At 40.5% G+C, this 25194-nt stretch carries 27 protein-coding genes and 2 pseudogenes; 2 read left to right on the top strand and 27 right to left on the bottom strand.

Going from position 1 to position 25194, the window contains the following annotated elements:
• Positions 1-70: 70 nt before the first annotated feature.
• The 19 genes and pseudogenes from A9176_RS06805 to A9176_RS06720 form a co-directional block, all read right to left on the bottom strand.
• The gene (locus tag A9176_RS06805) at positions 71-382 is read right to left on the bottom strand and encodes a hypothetical protein (protein WP_077282812.1); all 312 of its coding nucleotides are present in this window, start codon (positions 380-382) and stop codon (positions 71-73) included.
• 2 nt (positions 383-384) lie between these two features.
• Positions 385-1341 (bottom strand): annotated as a pseudogene (locus A9176_RS06800) (cell division protein FtsK); the annotation flags it as partial.
• A gap of 41 nt (positions 1342-1382) precedes the next feature.
• Entirely contained in the window at positions 1383-2189 is an 807-nt protein-coding gene (locus tag A9176_RS06795; protein ID WP_198150919.1) for an IS3 family transposase, read from the bottom strand.
• A 45-nt stretch (positions 2190-2234) separates the two neighbouring features.
• Positions 2235-2477 (bottom strand): transposase, encoded by a 243-nt coding sequence (locus A9176_RS06790; protein WP_077282423.1) that lies wholly within the window; start codon positions 2475-2477, stop codon positions 2235-2237.
• 171 nt (positions 2478-2648) lie between these two features.
• The gene (locus tag A9176_RS06785; RefSeq protein WP_051660646.1) at positions 2649-3086 is read right to left on the bottom strand and encodes a CidA/LrgA family protein; all 438 of its coding nucleotides are present in this window, start codon (positions 3084-3086) and stop codon (positions 2649-2651) included.
• Between the two features lie 209 nt (positions 3087-3295).
• On the bottom strand, positions 3296-3793 hold the full coding sequence (locus tag A9176_RS06780; RefSeq protein WP_068852832.1) for a hypothetical protein: 498 nt from the start codon (positions 3791-3793) through the stop codon (positions 3296-3298).
• Between the two features lie 304 nt (positions 3794-4097).
• Positions 4098-5111 carry a biotin-dependent carboxyltransferase family protein gene (locus A9176_RS06775; protein WP_077282810.1) on the bottom strand — a complete coding sequence of 338 codons (1014 nt, stop codon included), beginning with the start codon at positions 5109-5111 and terminating at the stop codon, positions 4098-4100.
• Positions 5108-5824: a 5-oxoprolinase subunit PxpB gene (gene pxpB / locus A9176_RS06770; protein ID WP_077282808.1), complete on the bottom strand. Its 717-nt coding sequence runs from the start codon at positions 5822-5824 to the stop codon at positions 5108-5110. Before pxpB ends, A9176_RS06775 begins: the two co-directional genes overlap by 4 nt.
• Positions 5825-5835: 11 nt before the next feature.
• Positions 5836-7065, bottom strand: a complete 1230-nt coding sequence (locus tag A9176_RS06765; protein ID WP_077282806.1) for an NRAMP family divalent metal transporter — start codon at positions 7063-7065, stop codon at positions 5836-5838.
• A 5-nt stretch (positions 7066-7070) separates the two neighbouring features.
• Positions 7071-7835, bottom strand: coding sequence for a 5-oxoprolinase subunit PxpA (locus A9176_RS06760; protein ID WP_077282804.1), 765 nt, complete (start codon positions 7833-7835; stop codon positions 7071-7073).
• 4 nt (positions 7836-7839) lie between these two features.
• Positions 7840-8610: a putative hydro-lyase gene (locus A9176_RS06755; protein WP_077282802.1), complete on the bottom strand. Its 771-nt coding sequence runs from the start codon at positions 8608-8610 to the stop codon at positions 7840-7842.
• 12 nt (positions 8611-8622) lie between these two features.
• On the bottom strand, positions 8623-9963 hold the full coding sequence (locus A9176_RS06750) for an acetyl-CoA carboxylase biotin carboxylase subunit (RefSeq protein WP_077282800.1): 1341 nt from the start codon (positions 9961-9963) through the stop codon (positions 8623-8625).
• Entirely contained in the window at positions 9963-10364 is a 402-nt protein-coding gene (locus A9176_RS06745) for an acetyl-CoA carboxylase biotin carboxyl carrier protein (RefSeq protein WP_077282798.1), read from the bottom strand. Before A9176_RS06745 ends, A9176_RS06750 begins: the two co-directional genes overlap by 1 nt.
• 181 nt (positions 10365-10545) lie before the next feature.
• Complete coding sequence (locus tag A9176_RS06740; RefSeq protein ID WP_242943207.1) at positions 10546-11079, bottom strand: C39 family peptidase; 534 nt, start codon at positions 11077-11079, stop codon at positions 10546-10548.
• 48 nt (positions 11080-11127) lie between these two features.
• Positions 11128-11286 (bottom strand): hypothetical protein, encoded by a 159-nt coding sequence (locus A9176_RS08975; RefSeq protein ID WP_278320916.1) that lies wholly within the window; start codon positions 11284-11286, stop codon positions 11128-11130.
• A pseudogene (locus tag A9176_RS06735) lies at positions 11269-11802 on the bottom strand (hypothetical protein); the annotation flags it as partial. The gene A9176_RS08975 and the pseudogene A9176_RS06735, both read right to left, overlap by 18 nt.
• Before the next feature lie 52 nt (positions 11803-11854).
• Positions 11855-12457 carry a hypothetical protein gene (locus A9176_RS06730; RefSeq protein WP_077282794.1) on the bottom strand — a complete coding sequence of 201 codons (603 nt, stop codon included), beginning with the start codon at positions 12455-12457 and terminating at the stop codon, positions 11855-11857.
• A gap of 118 nt (positions 12458-12575) precedes the next feature.
• Positions 12576-14114 carry a ClC family H(+)/Cl(-) exchange transporter gene (locus A9176_RS06725; protein ID WP_077282792.1) on the bottom strand — a complete coding sequence of 513 codons (1539 nt, stop codon included), beginning with the start codon at positions 14112-14114 and terminating at the stop codon, positions 12576-12578.
• Between the two features lie 144 nt (positions 14115-14258).
• Positions 14259-14504 (bottom strand): GlsB/YeaQ/YmgE family stress response membrane protein, encoded by a 246-nt coding sequence (locus A9176_RS06720; RefSeq protein ID WP_019039753.1) that lies wholly within the window; start codon positions 14502-14504, stop codon positions 14259-14261.
• Positions 14505-14770: 266 nt separating this feature from the next.
• On the opposite strand from A9176_RS06720, the gene A9176_RS06715 reads away from it, so the two are divergent.
• Positions 14771-15610, top strand: coding sequence for a VOC family protein (locus tag A9176_RS06715; RefSeq protein WP_077282790.1), 840 nt, complete (start codon positions 14771-14773; stop codon positions 15608-15610).
• Between the two features lie 51 nt (positions 15611-15661).
• On the opposite strand, the gene A9176_RS06710 is transcribed toward A9176_RS06715, so the two are convergent.
• Together A9176_RS06710 and A9176_RS06705 are read right to left on the bottom strand one after the other, a co-directional pair.
• The gene (locus A9176_RS06710) at positions 15662-17344 is read right to left on the bottom strand and encodes a glycoside hydrolase family 13 protein (RefSeq protein WP_077282788.1); all 1683 of its coding nucleotides are present in this window, start codon (positions 17342-17344) and stop codon (positions 15662-15664) included.
• Between the two features lie 15 nt (positions 17345-17359).
• Positions 17360-18703 (bottom strand): SLC45 family MFS transporter, encoded by a 1344-nt coding sequence (locus A9176_RS06705; RefSeq protein ID WP_077282786.1) that lies wholly within the window; start codon positions 18701-18703, stop codon positions 17360-17362.
• A gap of 146 nt (positions 18704-18849) precedes the next feature.
• On the opposite strand from A9176_RS06705, the gene A9176_RS06700 reads away from it, so the two are divergent.
• Positions 18850-19845: a LacI family DNA-binding transcriptional regulator gene (locus tag A9176_RS06700; protein WP_077282784.1), complete on the top strand. Its 996-nt coding sequence runs from the start codon at positions 18850-18852 to the stop codon at positions 19843-19845.
• A 56-nt stretch (positions 19846-19901) separates the two neighbouring features.
• On the opposite strand, the gene A9176_RS06695 is transcribed toward A9176_RS06700, so the two are convergent.
• The 6 genes from A9176_RS06695 to A9176_RS08905 form a co-directional block, all read right to left on the bottom strand.
• Positions 19902-21512 carry an ATP-binding cassette domain-containing protein gene (locus A9176_RS06695; protein ID WP_077282783.1) on the bottom strand — a complete coding sequence of 537 codons (1611 nt, stop codon included), beginning with the start codon at positions 21510-21512 and terminating at the stop codon, positions 19902-19904.
• A gap of 50 nt (positions 21513-21562) precedes the next feature.
• Positions 21563-22336, bottom strand: coding sequence for a hypothetical protein (locus A9176_RS06690; RefSeq protein WP_077282782.1), 774 nt, complete (start codon positions 22334-22336; stop codon positions 21563-21565).
• On the bottom strand, positions 22323-22958 hold the full coding sequence (locus A9176_RS06685; protein ID WP_077282781.1) for an ABC transporter ATP-binding protein: 636 nt from the start codon (positions 22956-22958) through the stop codon (positions 22323-22325). Before A9176_RS06685 ends, A9176_RS06690 begins: the two co-directional genes overlap by 14 nt.
• Before the next feature lie 2 nt (positions 22959-22960).
• A complete protein-coding gene (locus tag A9176_RS06680) occupies positions 22961-23578 on the bottom strand; it encodes a hypothetical protein (protein ID WP_077282780.1) in 618 nt (205 codons plus the stop codon).
• Positions 23566-24192 carry a hypothetical protein gene (locus A9176_RS06675; protein WP_157093702.1) on the bottom strand — a complete coding sequence of 209 codons (627 nt, stop codon included), beginning with the start codon at positions 24190-24192 and terminating at the stop codon, positions 23566-23568. Before A9176_RS06675 ends, A9176_RS06680 begins: the two co-directional genes overlap by 13 nt.
• 263 nt (positions 24193-24455) lie before the next feature.
• A complete protein-coding gene (locus tag A9176_RS08905; RefSeq protein WP_242943206.1) occupies positions 24456-24869 on the bottom strand; it encodes a hypothetical protein in 414 nt (137 codons plus the stop codon).
• Positions 24870-25194: the final 325 nt, after the last annotated feature.

Genomic DNA, 25194 nt, shown 5'->3' with positions numbered 1-25194 from the left:
AACCTTTCACAAAGTCCTTTAAACGCCTATTTCATCACGTAACTTTTTAAATTTCACAAGTAAACTTGTTTTAGACCAATTTTCTAAACTCTTTGATATACGCATCTAACTGTTCTTGTGAACTTTCAATATGCTTCATCAAATCGACAATATCTTGTGTAAAGTTAAAAACATCAACATCTCTTATTTCTTTAATAAGCCGTAACGCTCTTTCATTTTCAATTGCGCCACTTTCAACATCAATATTCTTAACGATATTTCTAACGTTAGACATTTCATTGGCATCAATCGAACGTAACTTATCCAACATCAACGACATATTTCTTGAACCATTAACTAAACTTAATCTAGTACACTCAATTGCCATAATATCAACTGCCATTATTATCCCTGACTTTCTCTTATTGTGATATTTTCACGCATGTATTCATGTAAATTGAAGTCTCTTGGTACTTCCGGTGCAAAGAATGATCTAACTTGACTATCTCCAATCTTAATAAAGCCCCAGCCTTTCAAATGTGATGACAAAGGACGCAATTGTTTTTCATTATCAGGGAATACCATTTTTTCAATTTCTGGTGTTGGCACACCCATGTTAATACGCATATTCAATTGGTTACGTACTGCCATTGGCAAAGAACCTGCATCAGGTCTTTGCATACCAATCAAAATATAAAAACCAAGTTCACGTCCCAACATAGCAATCTCATTCAAATTAGACATTGCGGTATCATAACTTGCTTTAATCGGGTCATCATAGGCTAACCTATCATTCATTTCAACAAACGCCCCAAATTCATCAAAAATTAAAAAGCAAGGCTCAAAACCAAAATCCTTATAGGTGCCAATATGACCTGATGCCTTTAATTCTTCCATACGTTCTGCACGCTTCATCATTAACTGATAATACTTAATCACAGCACCGTTTATTTCAGATGCTGTACTATGAACACGCCCCTTTAATTCATCAACATATTTCAAACTAGCCAAGTCAGACCGTTTTGGGTCGATAATATCGACATACTTAGTAACTTGTAACAACTGTCCAATAATCGCAAACATAGTATAAGATTTACCAGTACCAACGTTACCTGATAGTAAAGCATTGTAAAAAGTATCATACTTCCTCCAATCAATACCCTTTGAAATTTGCAATAACCCTTTTTTAGGTTTCAATTCTTCTAACTGTCTTCTAAACTTAATCGGGTCAAAAGCAAAGGTACTAATCATCTTGTTTTTCTCAAATTCCGTGGTCTGTCTATCTGCTAGTAGGGCAATTTCAACAGTATTATCAAATTCACCCTTGGAAAAACGTTCCATATATTTTTGGCCATCTACTGGTGCTCAGAAGTCAATAAATTGGACTATTTTTATTCAGTTAATTAAGCAACATTTGAGATACGATTACTATTATAAAAATTGATATACCAACCAATGGCTGCTTGGACTTCAGTTAATGTTTGGTATGCCTTCAAATAAACCTCTTCACGCTTCAATATTGAATGAAACGCTTCCATACGGCCATTATCGTACGGATGGCCTTTGAGTGAATAAGAATGTTTCAAGCCATAATTTTGACATTTAATATTAAACTCAGCACTCGGGTATTGTGACCCCATATCTGAATGAATAATGAGTGGCTTTCGATGCTTATCTAACGCCATCTGTAAGGCACTTGTGGCTAGCTCGGCTGTCATTGTATCGCCAATTTTATAGCCCAATACTTTTCTCTTCTCAGGATCCAAAACGGTCGCTAAATAGACCCATCTATGATTAGTCAACTGAATATAAGTGATATCTGTTTGCCAAACACCGCTTAAATCATGCAAATGTCTAATCAGATTGGGTTTTTGATCAACCGTCACAACAGTTTTGGGTTTGCGATAATGTTTTTGCATGCGTGATCTAATCCCTAATTCACGCATTAATTTGAGTGTCATATATTCAGATATTTTTGGACAGTCATTGTTTAGTTGACTATAAGCAGCAATACGACGATAACCATAAAATTTAAAGGTTTTCCAAATGTCTAAAATATAAGGTTTCAGGGATTCTCTACGCTTTTCTTGTCGACTGGGTTGCCAATGGCGCCAGTTGTAATAGGTACTAGGTTTGATTTTAAGTGCACTTAAAATACGCACAAGCGCGTAGCCTTGTGCTAAAAATTGATTAACTAGCGGCAATCCCACATTACGGACTATTTTTTGGCTAGTAAGATGGCCGCTCAATGCCTGTCAGGCTATGCGTGATAAAATTTCGTTTTCTTCCTCCAAAATAGCGAGGCGCTTCTCTAGTTGCTTAACGTCTTTTAAAGTCTTTGACTGACCCCTGATCATGATTGGGGTAGCTTGTTTAACCCAAATAGCAATAGAATCTTTTGATGGTCCAAATTCTTCTGCTAATGATTTGAGTGAACGGCCTTCTTGGTGAAGTTTAACCAATGAATCTTTGAAATCTTGTGAATAACGAATTGACATAAAAATACTCCTATACTTTCATTTTACGGACTGAATAAAAATAGTCCATTTTTTTAGTATAAGAGCAACAACGGCTGGAAGATGAAAATGGGATACTTTTTGAATAGATGTTGTCCGATCCAGTAAACAAAAATTGTTAAGAAAATGCCCCAGAATGGTGTATTAAGAATATTAATCATTGTAGGCGCCTCGTACGATTTTAGTGCGCTTTGCGCTGAATTTGCCGGCAATTTTAGAAATGATTTTAGAGGTGTAGGCCACCGACAACAACAAAATAATAGTAGCTAAGATAACGACGACAATGATTTTAATGCCTTCCTCTCGGAATAAATGCAAAGAATTAGCTAACGAAATGCCTGACGGTACAAATAGTAACCCAATCATCCCCAAGAGATTTTGTGATAACTTCTCGACTTGCTCCAATCGGACCAGTCCACTGGTTAAACAAAGAAATAATAAGATTAAGCCGATCAACGGTGTTGGCACTGGAAATTGCGGTAAGATAACACTCATCCCCAATGATATTAAATAAGATACCAACAGAATCGCACTAAAAATGAGAAACTGGGTTAATATTGGCGCAGCTGGTTTTTCGTGATGATTTTTCATGATTCTCTCCTCTTTTTCTTCATGAAAGCGCTTACACTACACAAACTATTTTACGCTTTTATTCGATAATTACAACACTTATACCGTAATATAACAAATATCATTATTGCATAACATCAAGATAAATCGCTGACAATATAAAAAGCCGATCCCTAAACGGCATCGGCTTTTTATATTGATTTTTGCAGCATAATCATAATGATGAGCCATTAAATTTTGATATTCTTACCAAACCATTCTTGCAAAATCTGGTATTTTGTGTTGAATTCAAATGCAAACGGATAGGTCTTGCCTGTATCTTGACGAATCAAATCACCGCGTGCAATAAAGGCATTACCATCTGGTTCCCAAGTCGTTTTTAAGTTTACGATTTGATCCTTTTCAAACAGCTTGCTAAAGCTAGTACCCTGTTCTTCACTTTCTAAGCTTTTCGCCACAGCATCGTTGATATTTTGGCTCCCAAGATCCTGCCCATCAACATATGTACTACCTGCGTAATTGTCAGGATCTGCCAGATACGTGCCAAAGCCCGCATCGGTAAACAGCTCACCATTAATCCGCTTAACCACTTTATTTGTGTCGATTTGTGGTGCTGGGCTAGTATGTGGCTGCCCCTGTGATTGCCGGATGAATAACAACAGGATAATCCCCAACAACGCCACGATTCCTACCAAAGAACCAAACATCAACTTTTGCTTATTTGTCATGTCTTCCCCCTCTTCTCACCGACAAACAGACAAAACATTGCCGGTGCTGTTCATTCATTTTTGGCACCACTCACAACGCATAAAAACAGTTAGTTGCAATCAATGTTTCTATGCGTTGCTCCCCCAGGTACCTTTAACAGATATTATTTTATCAAAAAATTTTTTAACTCGCTACCACAATGCTCCTAAGTAGTCAATGAATGAAAATGGTGTACGTACTTAACATAAACAAAAAACAACAACCGTTTTAAAGTTGTTGTTTTTACTGTGTTGTTAAAACCTATCGCAAATAATTTTGTATCGTTTAAAAAAGCTGTTTAATTTTATTTGCCATTATTCTGACAGGTAGCAATGTTTCCCAAGGATGCGATTGATAAACACCTTTGATAAATCGATCCATTTCAGCTGTCATTTCCCAAGCGTCGCTAATAGCTACCTTCTCGAAAAAAATAGGTTGATCTTGCGGCCACTGGGCGAGTATGCCCAAATCAGCGGTCATTACTTTGGCAATGACTGGATAACCACCATGTGTTGCACGATCAGCTAATAAAATAATTGGCTGACCATCACGTGAAATTTGTATGGCACCGTTCATATTGGCTTCTGAAAGTAAGTTTTCAGTTTTAGCATTAATTTCAGGCCCGTCTAAACGATAACCCATCCGATCAATATGCTTACCTAAATGAAATGCTTGGCTTAATAATTTTTCCCAGTCCTTATTAGAAAACCAATCTGATTCCGGCCCGTCAACAATCCGAACTTTATGGCGAGTTGTCAAACTAACCAGCTGATTAGGCATTTTTGGTGATAATTTTGGCTGCAGTCGAGGCCATGCTTCTGCCAAAGATAAAATCGGTAGTACGTCGCCGTGTTCTAATGATCTCCCGTTAAAACCACCTAGTTTTATTGATAAACTCGTTGATCGTGATCCCATACGCGTCGGGACCTGTACACCACCTGCAACACTTAAATAGATAAATCGTCCCTGTGTGATTTGTGTAAAATCCAGCACATCGTTTTCTTTCACCAAAATTGGCATATCTTGACCAACCACTTCATCATTACGTTTCACTAATGCGCGCGCGCCTGTTAAAGCAACAATTGTCTGACTTGAAATTTGGATTTTTCCGCCCGTGATAGCAAACTCTATGCTAGCGGAATTATCGCTTGGACAATTACCAACCAGCGCGTTACCAATTTGATAAGCAAAGTTATCCATTACACCGGAATTTGGCAGGCCCTCACCTTGGTGACCAATTCTACCGGTATCTTGAACTGTTGCTAACGTACCAGCAGTTAAGATTTTAATTGCATTCATTGTATCGATGCCCCCGCAAAAAAGTCATTGAAATGTACACCGGCCAATTGTTGGAATTCGCGTTTATCAATTGCATAAAATTGTACCCTATCTCCAGCATGAAAGCTTATTTCGGGACGATTAGCATCAAATACGACTAATGGTGTTCGTCCGATAATTTGCCACCCGCCAGGCGATACGACAGGATAATAACCGGTTTGCTGACCAGCAATGCCAATCGACCCAGCTGGAATACGTAAGCGCGGCGTTTCTTTTCGTGGCGTATGCAGTTTCTCATCTAAACCACCAAGATAAGCAAATCCTGGTAAAAATCCTAACATGTAGATTCTATAGGTATGACTCGTATGTAAACGAATAACCTCTGCCACAGACAAATCATGATACTTCGCAACCTCAAGTAAGTCTAGGCCCACTGTTTCATCGTATAATACTGGTACGTGATACAGTCGGCTGTCGCTACTCGTATCAATATTTATTTGTTGCTCTAACTGTGTCCGTAGAAAATTTTGAAAAGCTACAATATCGATAACTAGTGGATCAAAAACAAATGTCACCACACGGTAAGCCGGTATAATATCCAACAAACCGTTAATATGTTGACTTTCTACCAATTTAGCTATGGCTAAAACCTGTCGATTAATCGTTTCGGAAATAACATTTTCAAAGACAACATTAATGCTGGTATCACCGGAAAACATAATTTTTGGTGTCATATTTTCTCCTTTTATAAGGTATTGATCAGTATTTCAATACCAGCAAATGCCATGAATAGGACAACAAGCCAACCAAAAATACTTAACAGTATTGGATGTTTATAGGTATCTCCCATAATCTTATGCTTATGTGCGCCAACTAGTAAAATAGCTAAAGCAATTGGTAAGATGAGACCGTTAATTGCACCAACAATCACTAAAATTTGAGCTGGTTTGCCAATGATATAAAAGACCAAGGTAGAAAGTGCAATAAAACTAATGACTAAGTAAGGACGATACTTTTGGAATTTTGTAGCCCCTTCTGAAGAGTGCGAATAATTTAAAAATGATACAGATGTAAATGTTGAGCCAAGAACTGATGTCATACCGGCGGCAAATAACAGTAAGCCAAAAAACTTATAACCAAAGTTACCAGCGGCAATTTGAAAGATAGCGGCTGCTGGGTTGGCAGGGTCAAGCTTATGCCCCGCCATGACGACTGCAAGGCCTGCTAAAAATAACATCACACGAATGACTGAAGCAATACCGATACCAGAAAGGGCACCTTCATTAACGTATTTCAAACCTTTTTGACCACGAATGCCACCTTCTAACAAACGATGACCACCAGCAAAAGAAATATACCCACCTACTGTCCCACCAACAATTGTAACAATTGAGTAGAAATTGATATCAGTCGGTAGAAAAGTATGTTTAACCGCTGCACTAACGGGCACAGTTGTCACAGACAGGATGTAGATTAAAACAGCAATTTTAACAACTGCTAAGACTTGGACTGTCCGATCCATTACGACTAGCGCATTGCGAACGACGAACACGATAATTGCCAAAAGCGCTGCTATAATCGCCCCGTTTTCTGCCGAAATACCAAACAACACATTTAGTCCAAGACCTGCCCCAGCAACATTCCCAATATTAAAGAAAAAGCCACCCACAACAATTAAGAAGGTTAAAAAGTAACCCAATCCCGGGAAAATATCGTTGGCAATTTGCTGCGCATGTTTACCAGAAACGGTAATAATACGCCAAATATTTATCTGCACGACAATATCAATTAAAATAGTGACCAAAATAGCAAAGCCAAAATTTGGCCCTAATTGACTTGTAAATGCTGCAGTTTGGGTTAAGAAACCTGGCCCAACAGCAGACATTGCCATAACAAAGGCAGCGCCCATTGCGACAGATCGTGCGCTTCTTTTGTTAATTGATGAAACATTATTTTTTGTGTCGTTTTGAGCCATATTTTTTATCCTCTTGTTGTGATATCACTAGTAACGTCAATTTGTTTATGGCGTAGTAACTGCTTAATGTGTCGTGCTAGTTCTACCGCCGCTTGATTATCACCGTGCACACAAATTGAGTCCACAGTTAAGGGCACAGTTTCCCCAGTGATTGCCACCACAGACTGATTGATTACCATGTCTAATGCGCGTTGTGCAGCTTCTTGTGGATCTAAAATCATTGCATTTGGTTGTGTCCGTGGCACAAGCGTACCATCAGCCTGATAGTTTCTATCGGCAAATACTTCTTGTGCAAATTGTATATGCGCTTCTTTTGCGGCATGAATTAATTCACTGTTTGCTAAGCCATAAATAATGGTTTGCGGATCCACTTGCTGAATGCCAGCTACAACTGCTTTGGCAATATGTCGGTCTTTCGCAGCCATGTTGTACAAGGCCCCATGTGCTTTGACATGATGTAACTTATGATCTGGCGTAAACGCGCTCAAAGCCCCCACCTGATACGCAACCATAGCTGTGATGTCACTAGGAGACATGATAATTTCTCGGCGACCAAAGCCCTGTAAATCAGCAAATCCTGGATGGGCACCAATTGCAACGCCCTCATCAATAGCTAATTGAATCGTTTTAGCCATGATTGTTGGATCACCAGCATGAAAGCCACACGCAATGTTCGCAGAGGTAACTTGTTTTAAAATTTCTTGGTCTAAGCCAATGATATATTTTCCAAAACTTTCGCCTAAATCAGCATTAAAATCAACTTTTATCATTTTTTCACACGATTAAATCCTTATTGGGTAAATTGGTAACTAGCATATGACCTGGTGCGTGCGTGATAGCGAAATGCGGTTTTGAAGACATTACTGCTGCTTGAGGTGTAACGCCACAAGCCCAAAAAACCGGTGTTTCGTCAGCTTTAATTGTTACAGCATCACCAAAATCTGGTTTAGTGAGATCGATAATGCCAATCTCTTCAGGATTACCGATATGAATTGGTGCGCCGTGAACACCGGGCATACGATTTGTCACATTCACTGCGGTTGCAATTTGACTACTTTTGATTGGGCGCATGCTCACAACCATGTTGCCTGAAAAATGACCTGCTGGTAGCAAAGGTATATTGGTATTAAACATTGGCACATTGACTTGTTCCGTAATATGACGAATTTCAATACCAGCTTCAATTAACAAGTCTTCAAAAGAAAAACTACAACCAATCAAAAAACTCACCAAATCATCACGCCAGTAATCTGTCACTGACAACACTTCTGCTGTCAAATTACCATCTTGGTAAATACGATACTTTGGTAGATCAGTTGTCAAATCAATATCGGCACCTAACCGTTGTAAGTGTCGGTTCCCCATTTCTGTGACTTCTAAGATCGGTATAGGTTTTGGATTCCGTTGCGCCAGTAATAAGAAATCATACGCATCTTTTTTTGGTAGAACGATTAAATTTGCTTGTGCAAACCCAGGACATATCCCAGCTGTGGGTTTTTGATACGCATTATTTCTGACTGAATGTCTAAATGCTGTTGGCGTCATAATAACAATCTCCTATTCCTCAAGTTGATGGTCGAGCCAGTCAATATCTGTTCTACTTTCCTCTGAAGTGAAGTCAGGGTGTGTCAAGATACGTAGTAATAAATCCAAATTCGTTTTAACGCCTAATATCACTGTTTCTTCAATAGCGATTTTTAAACGTGTTAAGGCTTCTTGACGATCACGGCCTGATGCAATGATTTTGACAATCATTGCATCATAAAATGGTGGTACTGTGTAACCTTGATATATAGCAGTTTCAACGCGTACGCCTAAACCGGCAGGTAAATGGAGACCGCTAATTGTACCGGATGATTGCGCGGAAACTCTTGCCTCAACAGCAAACTTTTTTTTAGTATCTACAGGTATATCAGCTAGCTTTTGACCGTAGGCTAATTGTAATTGTGCACCTACAATATCAATACCTGAAATCTCCTCAGAAATCGCATGTTCCACTTGAATTCGTGTATTCATCTCCATAAAGTAATAACGACCAGGGCCTTGATACAAAAATTCAAAAGTACCCGCACTACGATAGGCCATCTTTTTTGTTGCTTTTAACGCAACTTCTAACATCTCAGAGCGTGTGGCTGCATCTAGGTATTGACTGGGGGCTTCTTCAATGACTTTTTGATGATGACTCTGAATGGTGCAGTCACGTTCACCCAAGACAAGGGCATTTCCTAACCCATCACCTAATACCTGAACTTCGATATGTCGTGGCTGATCAATAAATTTCTCAAGATACATTCGGCCATCACCAACTGACGCTTTAATTTCATTCTGGGCAAGCTCGAATAATGATTGAAAACTATCTTGGCTTGGAATCAGTCGCATGCCTTTTCCGCCACCACCAGCAACAGACTTAAGCATCACTGGATAACCAATTTGATTAGCCTGTGTCAAACCAGCATGTACATTATCAAAAAAAACATCACTTCCAGACACAATCGGTACGCCGGTTTCTGACATGAATTGACGTGCACTAGCCTTATCTCCCATTTGAGAAATGGTATCACTTGTTGGGCCAATAAATGTAAGACCCATTGATTCGACGTTACTGGCAAAATCCGCGTTTTCAGACAAAAAGCCATAACCAGGATGAATGGCATCCGCATGTGTAATCTCTGCTGCCGCTAAAATTGCATGTTGGTTCAAATAGCTATCAATCGCATTTGCAGGACCTATTTGGACGGCCTCGTCTGCCATTGCGACATGTAGCGATGCTTTGTCGGCGGACGAATAAACCGCTACTGTTGTGAACCCCAATGTTTTTGCCGCTCGAATAATTCTGACCGCAATTTCACCACGGTTAGCAATTAAAATTTTAAAGTTGTGTTCTACTGTACTGTGCATCACGACAACCTAAACAATTTTTGTCCATATTCAATTGCATCACCATCTTGAACTAAAACCTCAGCAATCACGCCCTCATTATCTGCTAAGATGTTGGTCATCATTTTCATGGCTTCTGCAACACCAACTACAGTCGATTGGGTTACTGTCTGTCCCACTGTAACAAAGGGTGACGATTCAGGATCAGACGCGGCATAAAACGTGCCAATTGTTGGTGATACGATGTAACGCATCTCTTGCTGTGGTTGTTCTTTTGCAATATCTATGCTGTCAGCTATTTGAATCTCACGATTAATGTTTTTTGAGACACTAATTTTCGAATCACCTTTTTTAAATGAGATATGACTAAGGTTATTGTCGTTTAATATCTTTACGATAGCAGCAATGTCATCAATTTCCATGTGTTTTTCACCTTTATTAAATATAAATTAAAATTTATCACTTTATTCAAGGTGTTATGTTATTTATGTGAGAAAACCTTACTCAAAATTACATTTTTATTAATTTTTGTGTGTTGTGAATAGGATTTTTTTCAAAAAAAAAAGACAATCACTTGTCTTTTTACCACGTTATTTTATGACGCTACATAATTGCAAATACTGGTCGTCCGGCATTCCAATCAGCAGGATCGCGACTCAGCGTATTTGAAAGATAGTTAAGATCGTACCAGCCATTGAAGTAATAGCGACTGTAAGGATCATAGACCTGCGTTGCCCCGTTACTGTAACCGTAAGTGGCAATTGCGTGACCGATACCATTAGCCACATTAACATAGAAAATTACAGGAACGCCTTGTTGTAACAATTGCGCCGTGCGGGCAACCGTATTAATTTGTTCGACTTGACGACCATAATAATGTACGGTATTAATCAAGTCAATGCCCGTCGCACCGTATGATGATGTACTGATGTTATTCATCACGCCTCTTACGTTGTCTGGATTCACTGGGATACCATATGACCCATTCAAAACCATTGCAATACTAGTTGGGACACAGCCAGCTGGCCCCATTGTATAGTCATTAAAAGGATGATTTGCCCAGCGACTATCTAATTGCGAGAAGTAAACCGGTTGGTTTGCATGCTTTGTGACAACTTGATAATTTGTCGGGTTCAAATAGGCTGTCCCTGTTTGCGGTACAGCATGGCCTTTTTGAATCAGTGTTCATTGAATGGCTTCAATACGCTTTGCTAAGCCAGTTGAGCCAGCAATACCATCATTAGCTGTCCAAGCCAACCAACCCACATCTTGGATATGAACACGATAGTAAAGGTTATAGTAACTAGCTAATTGGCCGGTCAAAGTCACTTTAATGGCCTCCATTTGGCGTGACTGACCAACCGTCCCTGCTAACTGACCATCGGTGACTGCATTTTGCCAACCTGTTCCTGAAACGTGTGCCTGATAGACAACATCCCCGGTCAAGCCATTGTTATCAAGATAAATCTTGATTGCTTCTAAGCGTTTACCCTGCCCTGTTGTCCCAGCAACTGTATCATTATTACGCGTCCCTTGCCAGCCATAGTCTTGGCCTTGTACTTGGTATTGTAAGTTAGCTGTGCCAACACTTGGTCGTTGCGTGCTTTGGGTGAAGGTTTGTTGCTTCAAATTAAGCAAGAATTGAATCGCTTCAAGGCGTAACCCTAGACCAGTTGAGCCAGCCACAGTCCCGTTTGAAGCCCAATCTAGCCACCCAAAATCTTGAATATGAACACGATAGTAAACGTCATACTGGTTGGCTAATTCACCGGTCAAATGAATCTTGATGGCCTCCATTTGACGGGCTTGTCCAACTGTTCCTGCTAGCGCACCATTTTTAACTTCACTCTGCCAGCCAGTTCCGGAAACATGTGCTTATCACCTGGGTAGGTGTTGCTCGTGTTGTTAACGGTTATTTTAACCCCCTCCAAACGTAACGCTTGGCGGTGACACCAGCTGTTTCGTTTTCATGGACAGGGTTTTGCCAGCCATAGTTTTGTCCTTGACCTTGCACAGTGATATCGGGTGTTGCAACGGTTTGTGGCGTAGTCGTTACACTTTGTGCGGGGGTTGATGTCACTGCCGATACCGGTGCTGTTGTGACTGGTGATACTGCACTAGCTGTATTTTCAGTAGGCGTTTGTGGCGCTGTACTTGTGGCGTTTGGCGTAGATGCTGTCTGCGGGACAGATACATCACTAACGTTGTTAGTTGTTGCGTCAGTGCCAGTAACTGGACTTTCTGCACTAGCCGATGTTGCCGAAGAGCTTGCTGGCGTGGTACTTGTCACCGGTGATGACTTTGTCGTAGATGCATCTGCTGGCTGCGTTGCTGTTGCATCAGTCGTTGTCGCGGTCGGATTTGCTGTCACAGTCTGCACAACCTGATCGGTACTAGTTTGCGTAGTTGTGTCAGCGTGTACCTGTGACACGCCAGTTAAGGCGATGGCACCAGCAACAAAAATCCCCGTCACCAACGTTTTACAGGATTTGTATAACTTATACTTTTTTAACATCACATCTCCTCAATTCTCCCGAAAAATAAAACGACAATAGTCTTATACTATATTTTCTCACATTTTATACACAGATTACACCCATTTTAAATCATATTATGTTCGTTAGCCTATCTGACTACACCACCACCGTCGCTAGTAATTGCCGTTTAATGGCTTGCGCCACATCTTGATTAGCGCGCAGGTAAATGATGTCGCCAGCACGTAAAACCAAGTCGCCTTTTGGAATGAGCAAGTTATCCGACCGTTTGACCAATGTGATTAAACTGTTGGGCATTAAATTCAAATCGCGTATTTGCTGATCTTCCATGATGCTGCCGGCTAAAACGGGAATTTCAAGCGTGGCCATCTTAGACGAAACATTTTTTTGCTGGTTTTGTTGTAATAATCTAGCCAACAATGATTCGTAAATTGGCGCACCGTTGAGTAAATCAACGACTAAATAAGCCACTAAACTAACAAAGGCCAATGGCAAAATATGCGTGACGCTCCCAACCATTTCAAAAACAAGAATGATCGCAGTGAATGGTGCCTTGCCAATACAAGCAAAATACCCCGCCATACCAATCACTACAAAATTTAAAATATACGTCGTCGGCATCCAGTTCAAGGTCACGAACACATTGCCAATGAGGGTGCCACTCAAAGCCCCTAACGTGAGAATGGGTAAAAAGATCCCACCAGGCAGACCAGAACCATAACTCACCATTGAAAAAACAAACCGCACAGCCAATAGGCCTAGCAGTAGCTTAATGCTAGTTGGGGTATTATTGAGCGATAAAATCAAACCGTTACCACCACCCAAAATGTGTGGCCAAAGTAGGCCAACTGGCAGTACTAAGATGAATGGGATCACCCCATAAAAATACTTGGGTAGCGGTAATTTGTCATACAAGGACAAGCTAGCCAGCAGGATACGTTGATATAAATAACCAAACAACCCTAACATCAGCCCAAATACCAAGAGCAAACCGTACAACTTCACCGGAAAAACGGTTAAATTCCCCACAGCTAAGACTGGTGTTTGCCCAAACATGACCGTCGAGACAAAGTCCGATACAGTCGCCCCTGTGACAGCCCCCACCCAAACAAACGGTGAAATGCTATGATAGATTTCTTCAAGGACGAACATCACACCAGCTAGCGGGGCGTTAAAGGCCGCAGATAAGCCAGCAGCGGCGCCACTGGCGATTAAACTTTTAGCTTTGTTATGGCTTAAATGTCGGTATTTTGCTACGCCTTGACCAATTGCAGCACCAAGTTGGATCGATGGCCCCTCGCGGCCAAGCATCAGGCCACTACCAATGGCTAAAATCCCAGCAGTAAATTTGCGCCAAAGCGTTGCCCACCAATTATCCGTTATCTCTCCGGTTAATACCCCTTCAACTTGCGGGATCCCTGATCCTGATATATGCGGATTTTGCTTGAGTAACCAAGCAACTACGATGAGACAGCCAGCATTTAACAAAATAATGAGGCCCAATGAGAACAATTCACCCCGTCCGACAGCAAGGTATAAGGTCTGAAAGTACGCTAAAACTTTTTCAATTGACAGCCGAAAGAGACTCACCACGATACCGGTTAGAAAACCAATCAAGACACCATAGCCCACAATGGCTAGTTTTGACGTATTTAAGTGTAACTTCTGATTTAACATAGCCTTAGTTTACAACAGAATTTGGGGTGAGTTCAAATTCTGCTATCATGCGCTCTGGTCTGTCTAAAAAAAAGGGAACCTTAACGGTTCCCTTTCACATGTCAGCAGGCTTATCTCAGATAACACTGCTGTTATTCACTTGTTTTAGCGGTTTGCTCGAATACCGAACACAGCTGACACAATCAATACTAGGACAACTGCCCCAATAATTGAAGGAATCAAAGCCATGCCAGCTAGACTTGGTCCCCAGTGGCCAAGAACGCCTTGTCCAATAGCTGAACCAATCAAGCCAGCAAGGATATTACTAATCCAACCCATGGATGCCCCACGGTTCGTAATAGCACCTGCAATTGCACCAATAATGGCACCAACAATTAATGACCAAATCATATGAGATTCCTCCGTCCTTTGCGCTATATTCTTGTTACTTGTTGATTATATTATATCACTCTCGCAGTAATTTCACAAATCAACCCAACACAAAACGCCTTATCATAGGCTTTGGTAGCGTTTGCCAGCTGTTATGATTCACAATCAAAATCATCATCACTGAACAGCGCATTTCAATGTCAGCAAATCACTAGACTTTTTTCGTAAAACACTTTATTATACTTATAAATAGTAAGCAAAATAAATCAACAGTCAGGATAGCGCCAATGCAGCCAATTACTTACCACATGACACACCTCACGCTCGTCGCCAATGATGAAGCCCAAATGCGGCCTTTTTGTCGCGATATTCTTGGTTTCGTCGAGACAAAAATCGACGCACAAACCTATAGTTATGCGTTAACAACCACCCAACCACCAATCCTCACGTTGGTATTTAACGGGACAGCACCGAGTGCACCACGGCAAGGGTTATACCATTTCGCCCTACTCTTCCCAGATACTGCTAGTCTAGCGAGTTTAGTGGCACATCTTTTGACAATTAACTATCCGCTAGGTGGCGGAGACCATGATGTTAGTGAAGCTTTTTATTTAAACGATCCCAGTGGCAACGGGATTGAACTCTATCATGATCGGCCGCGCGAACAATGGCAATGGGATCAAAATTTTGTCCAAATGGGCACTAAAGCCGTTGACATTGCCACATTACTACAGGCACGGAAAAGTAACTGGGTAGGTTTTCCATCACAGACCACGATTGGCCATTTACATTTTGTGGGCCATAACGTAGCAGCTGGGGATGCTTTCTTCATTGATGGCTTGGGGATGGACTTGACGACCACCTTTGCTAATAGCGCTAACTTTTATTCGCATAATCGCTACCACCATCACCATGCTTATAATACGTGGTTAGGCGCCCAAGTAGCGCAACGCCAGCCGCAAGAAAATGGTTTAACTGATTGGACAGTTGCCGTTAATCCGGCCTATTTTGCGCAACTGAAAACGCGATTTGCTGATCACGGGCAATTGGTAGACGCCCATACACTGACAGTGGTTGATCCATTTGGAAGTACGTTAATTATCCACGAAACCGCTGATGAAGCTTAACCACTAGTAAAAGCCTTCGATTAACGAAGGCTTTTTGTTATGCGGATGACGTTAGTTGGTCAGGTGATAGACTTTTGCTTCATAGGGACGTAATGTCGTGCCAGTATCATCGTCATAATTACCAATAATTAGCGTTGCCGTCTCAGGGACTTGATAATCACGTGTTAAGGTGTCACTTGTAAAATTGTTAATGACCAGTAAGGTGTCATTTTCTCCAACTCGACGATAAGTATAAACTTGCTCATCAGTTGGATCTAATAATTGGTAAACACCCGTAGTGATAATTGGCAAGTCGTGCCGTAAGCGGATTAACTTCTGATAATAATAGAAAATTGAATTTGGATCGTCTAAGGCTACTGCCACGTTAATCGTTTCGTAATTATCGTTCAACTTCAACCAAGGTGTGCCAGTGGTAAAGCCCGCATTGGTGCTGTCATCCCACTGCATGGGTGTCCAAGCATTATCCCGACCTTTGGCGTGGACGTACCTTAACATCGTTGCTTCATCGGTTAAATGATCCTGATCGATTAAGTACTTAAAAGCATTTTTAATTTCAACATCGTCAAAGTCATCACGTTGCAAATTGTAGGCGTTCGTCATACCAATTTCTTCACCTTGGTAAATGTATGGCGTGCCCTGCATGAAATGCAGGAGCGTTGCGACCATTTTGGCAGAAACAACACGATATTCCGGTCGGTCATCCCCATAGCGGCTCACAGCCCGTGGCTGATCATGGTTATCCCAATACAATGAATTCCATGCTTTACCCGCCAAATCGTTTTGCCATTTGGATAAATTCGCTTTTAAATCAACCAGTGAAACTTTTTTATCATACCACTTGCCAAGCGCTGGGTTGGGATTGTTATCAAGATCCATATGTTCAAATTGGAAGACCATATTCAATTCTGAATGATCCTGATTAGCATACTTCACGGCGTTTTCAATATCCACCCCTGATGCTTCGCCAATGGTCACCATATCTGCCCGATTTAAGACCTTTTGACGCATCTCTTGCAAATATTCATGGACATGTGGGCCATTGGCGACCGCCTGATTTGAATTACCATAATCCCCACCTTCAGGTACTTCGCCATCGGGTAGGCCATCAGGCTTAGAAATTAGGGAAATCACGTCCATGCGAAAACCATCAATGCCCTTGTCCACCCAGAAATTCATCATATCAAAGACAGCCTGACGTACTTCAGGATTCACCCAGTTCAAATCAGGTTGCCCTGCAACGAATAAATGCAAATAATACTGTCCCGTAGCGTCATCAAATTGCCAAGCTGGTCCCGAGAAGAAGGATCCCCAATTATTTGGCTCATGCCCATCAACGGGATCGCGCCAAATATAGAAATCGCGCTTGTCATTATCTTGTGATTGCCGACTTTCAATGAACCACGGGTGTTGGTCTGAGGTGTGATTTACCACCAAGTCCATCATAATCTTAAGCCCCTTATCATGGGCTTGTGCTAATAGGTCATCAAAGTCAGCCATCGTGCCAAATTTCGTGTTAATGGCTTCATAATCGGAAATGTCGTAACCATTATCTTTATCTGGCGATGCGTAAACGGGGTTAAGCCAAATAACATCGGCGCCTAATTTCTTGATGTAATCAAGGCGTTGTGTAATTCCCTTCAAATCACCAATCCCATCACCGTCAGTATCCTGAAAGGACCTCGGATAAACTTGATAAACCACTGCTTTTTGCCACCATTGAATTGCTGCTGTCATATTAATGCTCCTTTTTTAATAACGCTTTTCTTCTTTGACTATCCATATCAAACAACCACCAATCATTAAACAAACACCGGCAATTGCTAACATATTGGCCATTGATTGCCCCACTGCCGAAAAGATGGCAAAGCTAGCTACCGAAGCCACAATTTGGGGGATACAGACAAAACAATTAAACAAGCCCAAATAAACCCCATCATGTTTGCCATCCAACGTATTGGTTAGGATCGTATACGGAATTGAAATCAACGCCATCCACCCAATGCCGAACAAGCTAAAACCAATCAGTGATGATAAATGCGTATGCCCATACGCAACCACCAGGAAATCAACCCCACCAATGATTAAACTCAAGAAATAGGCCCATTGGCGCGTGCGATTGTTTAATCGCTGAAACGCAATACCCACAATAATTGCTACTAACGAATAAACTGCTTGTAAAATGCCAAACCAGTTACCAGCCGCCTGATAACCTGATGAGGCAGGATCAGAAACATGCCAAATGTTTTCGGATAATGCCCCAGTTGAATAAGTCCACATATACGGAATACCAAACCAAACAAAGAATTCAACAATTCCCAGTGTCCAAAATACCTTTGGTGCGTGCTTTAGAATTGTTAGCAGTGAGTCATGCGTTTTTGTGTCGGACTGATAGCCATGATAATCAGCTAAGGTCTTTGGATTATACTCCTTCACATTCATAATCGTGAAAATCGTTGAGAACAATAAAATTGCTGCAGCCACGTAGAATGAAATTTTAACGGAATCAGGCACAACGCCCCGTGATGCTGTATTGGCGACCCCAAATGCAGTCAAAATAAATGGAAAAACGAAAGCAATGACACCGCCTAAACTACCCCAGATATTTTGTAAACTCCAGGCTTTATCGGTTTGGCGTGCATTGACTATGTCTGGAATCAGCATTTTAAACGGCTGCATCGACACATTGGCCGATAGATCCATGAATAGTACGGTCACCGCCCCAAACCACAAAGCCATCATGGAACCATATCCAAATCCTAGTGACCCCGTATTGGGTAACAGGAGTAGGACAATCAAGGAAACCAAACAGCCACCAATCAAGTATGGTATTCGCCGTCCGAGTTTTGGTAACCAGGTTTTATCAGAGAAATAGCCGATTAATGGTTGCGTTACCATCCCTGCCAATGGCGGCAAGATGAAGAAAAACCCTAGCTTTGTTGGGTCAGCGCCTAAAGTCTGAAATATGCGACCCATATTACCAGTTTGCACTGAAAATGCGACTTGAACGCCAGCATAGCCAAAAGTCATCAGGAATAACTGCATACTGGTGAGCATCGGCAGCTGTCCCCTGTTTTGCGTTGTACGATTCAACATAGTCACTCTCCTTTAAGTGATAATTTCGTCTAGTTGAGAACCCGACTACATTTAAGACTGCTAGCATATTAAACATAATCTTTTTTGGATTTTGAGTAAACGCTTTCATTTTGTTTGTCAACTGACTTTACGCTATAATATGGATTATGGCTATTACAATTAAAGACATTGCAAATCGCGCCGGCATTTCAGCGGCATCCGTCTCACGAATTTTGACAAATCGTGGGCGTTTTAGTGCGGAAACAGCCCAGCGCGTCCGTCAACTCGCCGAAGAGATGGGTTATTATAAAAATCAATCGGCTGCCGATTTGTCACAAAAGGCAAGTCGCGTGATTGGCGTACTTGTCCCTGCAACACATACCAACTTTGCTGATGAAATTATTAAAGGCATGCAACGTCAAGCATTTGAACTGGGCTATGAATTGTTAATTGTCTTTCTGGAAAATGATGTCCAGCATCAAATTAAAACGGTCAAATCATTACTCTCACGACAATTGTTAGCTGTGATGATGTTGGCGGTTGACCTTGAAACAGCTGTTTTTGATGTCTTAATGACGGCTGACACGCACCTTTTGAGTATTTCCAATCAATTAAATAATGGGATACCGTCTATTTCTTCTGATAATTATGCGATGATGCATACCATTGTTGATTATTTATATGATCAGGGGCATCGTCAAATCGCGTTAATTGGTGCCGCTGATCCAGACTCAGTGGTCGCAACATTACGGCGTCAAGGCTTCATTGATGCACTAGCAAAACATGGCATTCGGTATGATCCTACCTTGATTTGGGGTATTGAAAATGCTTATCAGACCGGCCTTGAGACCATTCAAAATTTTGGCGTGCCATTACCCTTCACTGCAGTGATTGGATCTGCTGATATTGTTGGGATTGGTATCCTGAATGGTGCTAAAGATGCTGGCGTTAGTGTCCCTAATGACCTGTCAATTATCACCGTTGATGGTACGGATCTCACCCAACTCACACGGCCTCGATTGACTGCCGTTCAGCAAAACTTTACCCAAATGGGCGAACTAGCTATTACAACGATTGCCAATCAGGCACTCTCACCTCATACCATTATTTTTACAGATGTGGTATTGAAACCTGGTGACACAGTAGCAAAAATATCACGATAGAAAAAGCCGCCGATTGATTTCGGCGGCTTTTTCTTGTTAATCAGTCGATATTGGCTTTAGCCCACATGTCCGAGTTGATGGTTCGCTAATTCAAAAATCGAGAAATTTTTTGGAAGTTGATTAGCTTGATGGGTAACCAGAACTACTGTTAAATCCGTCATGGCCGCAACATAGTTGAGTAATTTAGTCGCTAATTGCGTATCTAACGCACTGAAGGCTTCATCTAAAAATAAGACTTGCGGCATCTGATAAAGTGCTCGCGCTAACGCGATCCGCTGTTTTTGGCCACCCGATAATTTTTCAATCGCAATTTTACCATCTTTATTAGCGATATCCGTTAATGCCAATAGGTCAATCAGTTCACGATAGCGTTGTTCATCCAAATCACGCCCAAAAACAATATTGTTTTGCATTGAATCTGATAACAGTTCCGTGAATTGTGGCACAGATATAAAACCATCAGGCATTTGTCCATTTGTCATATCAGTTAATGGTTGGTGATTTACAAAAATTGTGCCAGCAGACAACGAAAGTTTTTGCGTTATGATTTGCAATAAGGTTGATTTGCCAATGCCAGATGCGCCAACAATAGCCATTTTGTCCCCTTTTTGTATCGTCATATCGATATTTTTGAAAATTGGCGTCGCTTGATCAAATGAAAAACTACCATCTTTTATAGTCAGACTCTCGAATACCTGTCCAGCTTCTTGCTTATTGTTAGTCGTATTGTGTAAAGGATACTTATCAAAGATTACCTGACTGCTGGATAACTGAGTCCAATAGGAAACGATAATTCCCAATGAATCAAACACTTTTGTGCCTAGCTCCGACACTGAAACAATGAAACCAATGGCAAAATAATGCTGCCACGCCAAATAGCCTGTTAATCCCAGTAAAAAAATCTGGCTCGAAATATTGATGATACCAATAATCGCATTGACGCCCGCCTGTCTTTTTGACAAATTTAAATGCGCTGTATTCCACTGTGTCAACACATTCGCCAATCTTTTTCGCAATAACCCAAATTGACCGAAGCTAAAAAAGCTGTCATAATTTTCGAATAATTCATTACTCTGATGCATGAGTATTTCATTTGCTTCTGAAACTTGCTTCATGCGTTTGTTCACTAATTTTTTCAGTTGTCGGGGTAAAGCTATTAAAATTAATCCGAGCACAAGCGCTGTGACAGCAAGTGACCAATGCAACCGAAATAGCGCAATACTGGCAAAAAAAGCATTACCAGAGAATCGCATCATGATGTAAAGACTATTTAACGCTTGATTCTCGACTAATTGCACATCGTTTTGTAACCAAGAAGCATAAGTCGAAGGCTTTTGTGCAACGACTTGTTGATACGACTGGGATAAGATACCATTTGTGACAGACCATCGCATGTGAGATGACATGCGATTCATCGTATCTCTTTGAAAGCGCGTCTGAAAGAAAGTTAGACCGATCGTTAAAAGCCATAAACTCAACGACTGCACAAGATACGTCATAAACTGGGATAATTGATGTCCGATTAAGCAGTTTGTCGCCTTCCCCAAGAGCAATGCCGTTTCTACTTGAAAGTATGAATTAACCCAGAAAATGGCTAACAAGCTTAAATTACGCCATTTTTCTGAAGCGATTAGTGTGTAAATTGTCATTGGTTTTTGTTTGGACATTGGCTTGTTATCCTCTCGTTTAATGTGCGGTGATGTAAATCTTGTGCTGACTATTTTTTGACCGGTGTCAGTAAAATAGTCACATCATTGTTTGGTAAATTTAACATGGATACAGTAACAAGCCTATCTTTTTGAACTGATAATATACCAGAACTATGTCCTGAGTCTTTTCCCTGAGCGGCATACATCGTTACATTAAAGTTATCTTTTTGCGTGCTATCTGGTATGACAGTCCCTTGATAAGTGGTCGTTGAGACTGAAAGCATTGATCCTGCTTTTGCTGTGGAACTGACTGCCTGACTTGTTAAGTTTCCCTGATAAGTCACGTTGTATTCGCCCACAGGCAATTGAATTTCGGGTAGATAGTTACCTGGATTTGTAATAATATAACTTTCACCAGATTTTGCTAGTGGGGCAAATTTGGCTGGTGTAAAATCGACAGTCCGTCCAGCTTCCAAATAAACGGGATCAGTATCGCTTAAAATATGACCATATTCATCTTTACCAGGTGTTAGCCCATTAGCGGACAAGTATTGGGTATCCCCACCAGTAATATGAACATCATAAAATCCAGGCTGGTACTTCAATTCACTGACACTTTTACCTGCAGTAATTGGTCCGTTCAAAGTAAATGGATTTGCAGGATTATTTGATTTTGTAGTTTTCCCACCATTTTTGGTTGCTTCTTTTTTGACTACCGGAACATAATGCTTAGCAGCATTCTTGCTCATTTGTGTGCGGACATAGTTAAACAAGATTGAGCCGACTAATACAATAATTAGAATACTAAATGTGATAATTGTTGATTTTTTACTGCTTCTCATCGGTCACGCTCCCATCCGCCATATTGATTATTTGATCGGCCAAAATATTAAGGTCTTCAGGATTGTGGCTGGCCAATATAATGGTTGCGCCGCGTTGCTTCTCAACCTCAAATAGTGCGCGCATTTCTTGTACACCATCATAATCAATTGCATTTGTTGGTTCATCTAAAAGAATCAATGCCGGTTTTTCAAAAATTGCCTGAGCAATCGCTGCGCGTTGTTTCATACCTAACGAGTATTGACGGACTTTCCGTTTATCGTTAGGATCAAGCCCAACACGACGAATTGCGTCATCAATCATCTCATCAGTCGCAACCTTTTTGATTTTGGCTAATAATTGCAAGTTTTTCCTTAAAGTAAAGTCAGGCAAAACGTTATTATTTTCAATGAGTAAACCCAATTCACTGGGAAAATCAATATCTTTGTGTAATGTTTTGCCATCAATAACAATCTTCCCAGAGTCAAGTCGAATTAACCCAGCGATAGCACGTAATAACATTGTTTTCCCGGCACCATTTCGGCCACGTAGACCATAAATTTTGCCATTTTCTAGGGTCAAGTTGATTTTATCTAAAACAGTTTTATTTCCAATGTGCTTTGTTGCGTTTGCCACGTTGATCATATTTATCCCTCACCGTAAAAATCTTTTCGTTTCATATTAATGTAGATAGCGATAATCACTAGAATTGTTAATAATATCGTTATCATTGGCTGCCAAAGCGCATTACTTTTTTGAAAGACTAGTGTCCCTAGTGCTTTTAGATTGGCACTACCCATAGCAATGGCTAATAAGGGTAAACTAATAGCTAATATTGCGATCCCACTTTTGAAAAGTAATTCTAACAATAAATAAAATGCTGTGTACAAAGCATAGGCTACAAAAAGATTGAGTGTTGACATCAATAAAAACTGATGCACCATCACTTGATTGATGATGCTGATTACACCAACGCTAATCAACACCAATACCAGGCTTTTTATGTATGCAGAGATTATCAGAGAATACATATTTTTTGTTCTGATTAATCGATTCAAATAGGCGCCAGTTTGCCAGATTGAAAGACGACCGACAATGGCTAAAAATGGTGAAACAAGCAATCCGAAGTAGGTCATCTTGACCAACAATGGTTGTGATCCATAGTCAATAAGATAGACATAATCGCCTTTTTCAGATAGTAGAAACATTAATAATCCCATCACCGATGTGATAGCAAATAATGCTTTTATGTTTACTTTACCCATTCCCACCTCCTGAAACTCCGCAGAAACCATACTTTTAAAATGTATAAGATGACAACTATGAGAATGATTGTTAGCATTGCTCGAATGATACCTGAACGATAACTTTGATTATTAAGCATTGCGGTCACTTGTGTATCAGATAGTAGTGATTGACTCAATGGCCCAAAATGTAATGAGGTGACAATAATAATCAATACTACTAACCCGATGATTATTGTCGATTGGTGCCAGTAACTATAAACTAGTAATGTTAAATTGACGATGATTAATGACCATAAAATTGAAATCACAACTTGAAGAAACCAAATGAATGAAAAATTAACCAGTTGTGTCTCAGTAGGATTGAAAAACCATATCCTGAAATAAGGCATAATCCAATAGATTAGTCCAAACACAGCCGCAAGGATATACGTTCGCCTAATGATTGCCCGTCCAAGTTGTCCACTTGCACCAAAACGAACTGTTTTTTGGATCGAGAATGAATAATTAATCGACCAGTATAATAATAAAGCGGTACTGAGAACAACTTGCCAGGTCCAATTCTGGAAATAGTTCCCGCCAGTTACCACTTCAAATCCAAGCCAATCTGAATAATTGACTGCTTCCCAACTCATATTTAAAACGTAAAATAGTGACATAAAAATAGTTATTGTGAGCGTGGAAATCCAAAATCGCCGTTCGTAGATCATGTTAATTCCCCCGAACGACGCCAAAGATAGACGACAACATTGATAATGAGTAGCGTTACGATAAATACTATCCAACTGATAAGCCACTCAGGAAATAAACTGAGATGTGCAAAGGATTGTACCAAACTACCAAAATCAAATAGTTGACTACCAAGAAGGACGGTTGCTAAGACTACCAAGGTCAATACTTAATAAAAACTATCAAATATCAAACTGATCGATACCATCATCATGGCAGTAAAAAATACAGCGACTAAAAAAATGCCCAAAAACATGAAAAAAGTTAATGCCGGATGCTCTAATTGCCACCAAACAAAATGATATTTTTCTAAGTCTGGTAACTTAGGTCTGTCCAGTAATAGTCGCATCTGGCCATCATACTTCTTAAAATTGAAGGTTTGAATTGCTAAAACAACAACGAGATTGGTCAATAAAGGAATTGTAAAAAGCAGTACACCGGCTATTCCAGCTGCTAAGTACTGCCCTCTTAAATATTTTGCCACACCCACACGACTCACCACATTGTAAGATTGGCCAACTGAAAAATCATTCAATGTCGCAGATCCTGCACCAATCAAAAGCCAAACTGGAAACAATCCCAACAAAACGCTGTTAGCATGTGACCATATGTCCCACCCACGCTACTTGCCATAAATGTATTAAGCCAAAATGACTTTGATAAAGAAAGACCGCTCAACATTACTGCATGTTGAACGGCGTCAGTTGTCGTGATTATAGTCATCATGAAAACAACAATCCAAAATTGTTTTGTTTGTAAAATACGATTTAGACTATAATTTATCATTAAATATTTTCCCTTTGTCGTCTGAAAAAAGCATAAATTGTAATTAGCATTCCTTGTAGCGTATCATTTTATTACAATACGGTCAATGAAATAACAAGCGAAAATACATCAAATACTAATTT

The sequence above is a fragment of the Leuconostoc garlicum genome (assembly GCF_001998805.1).
Classification (GTDB): Bacteria; Bacillota; Bacilli; order Lactobacillales; family Lactobacillaceae; genus Leuconostoc; species Leuconostoc lactis.
Note: the sequence above shows the minus strand (reverse complement) of the source record. Positions and strands in the feature narration are given on the sequence as shown.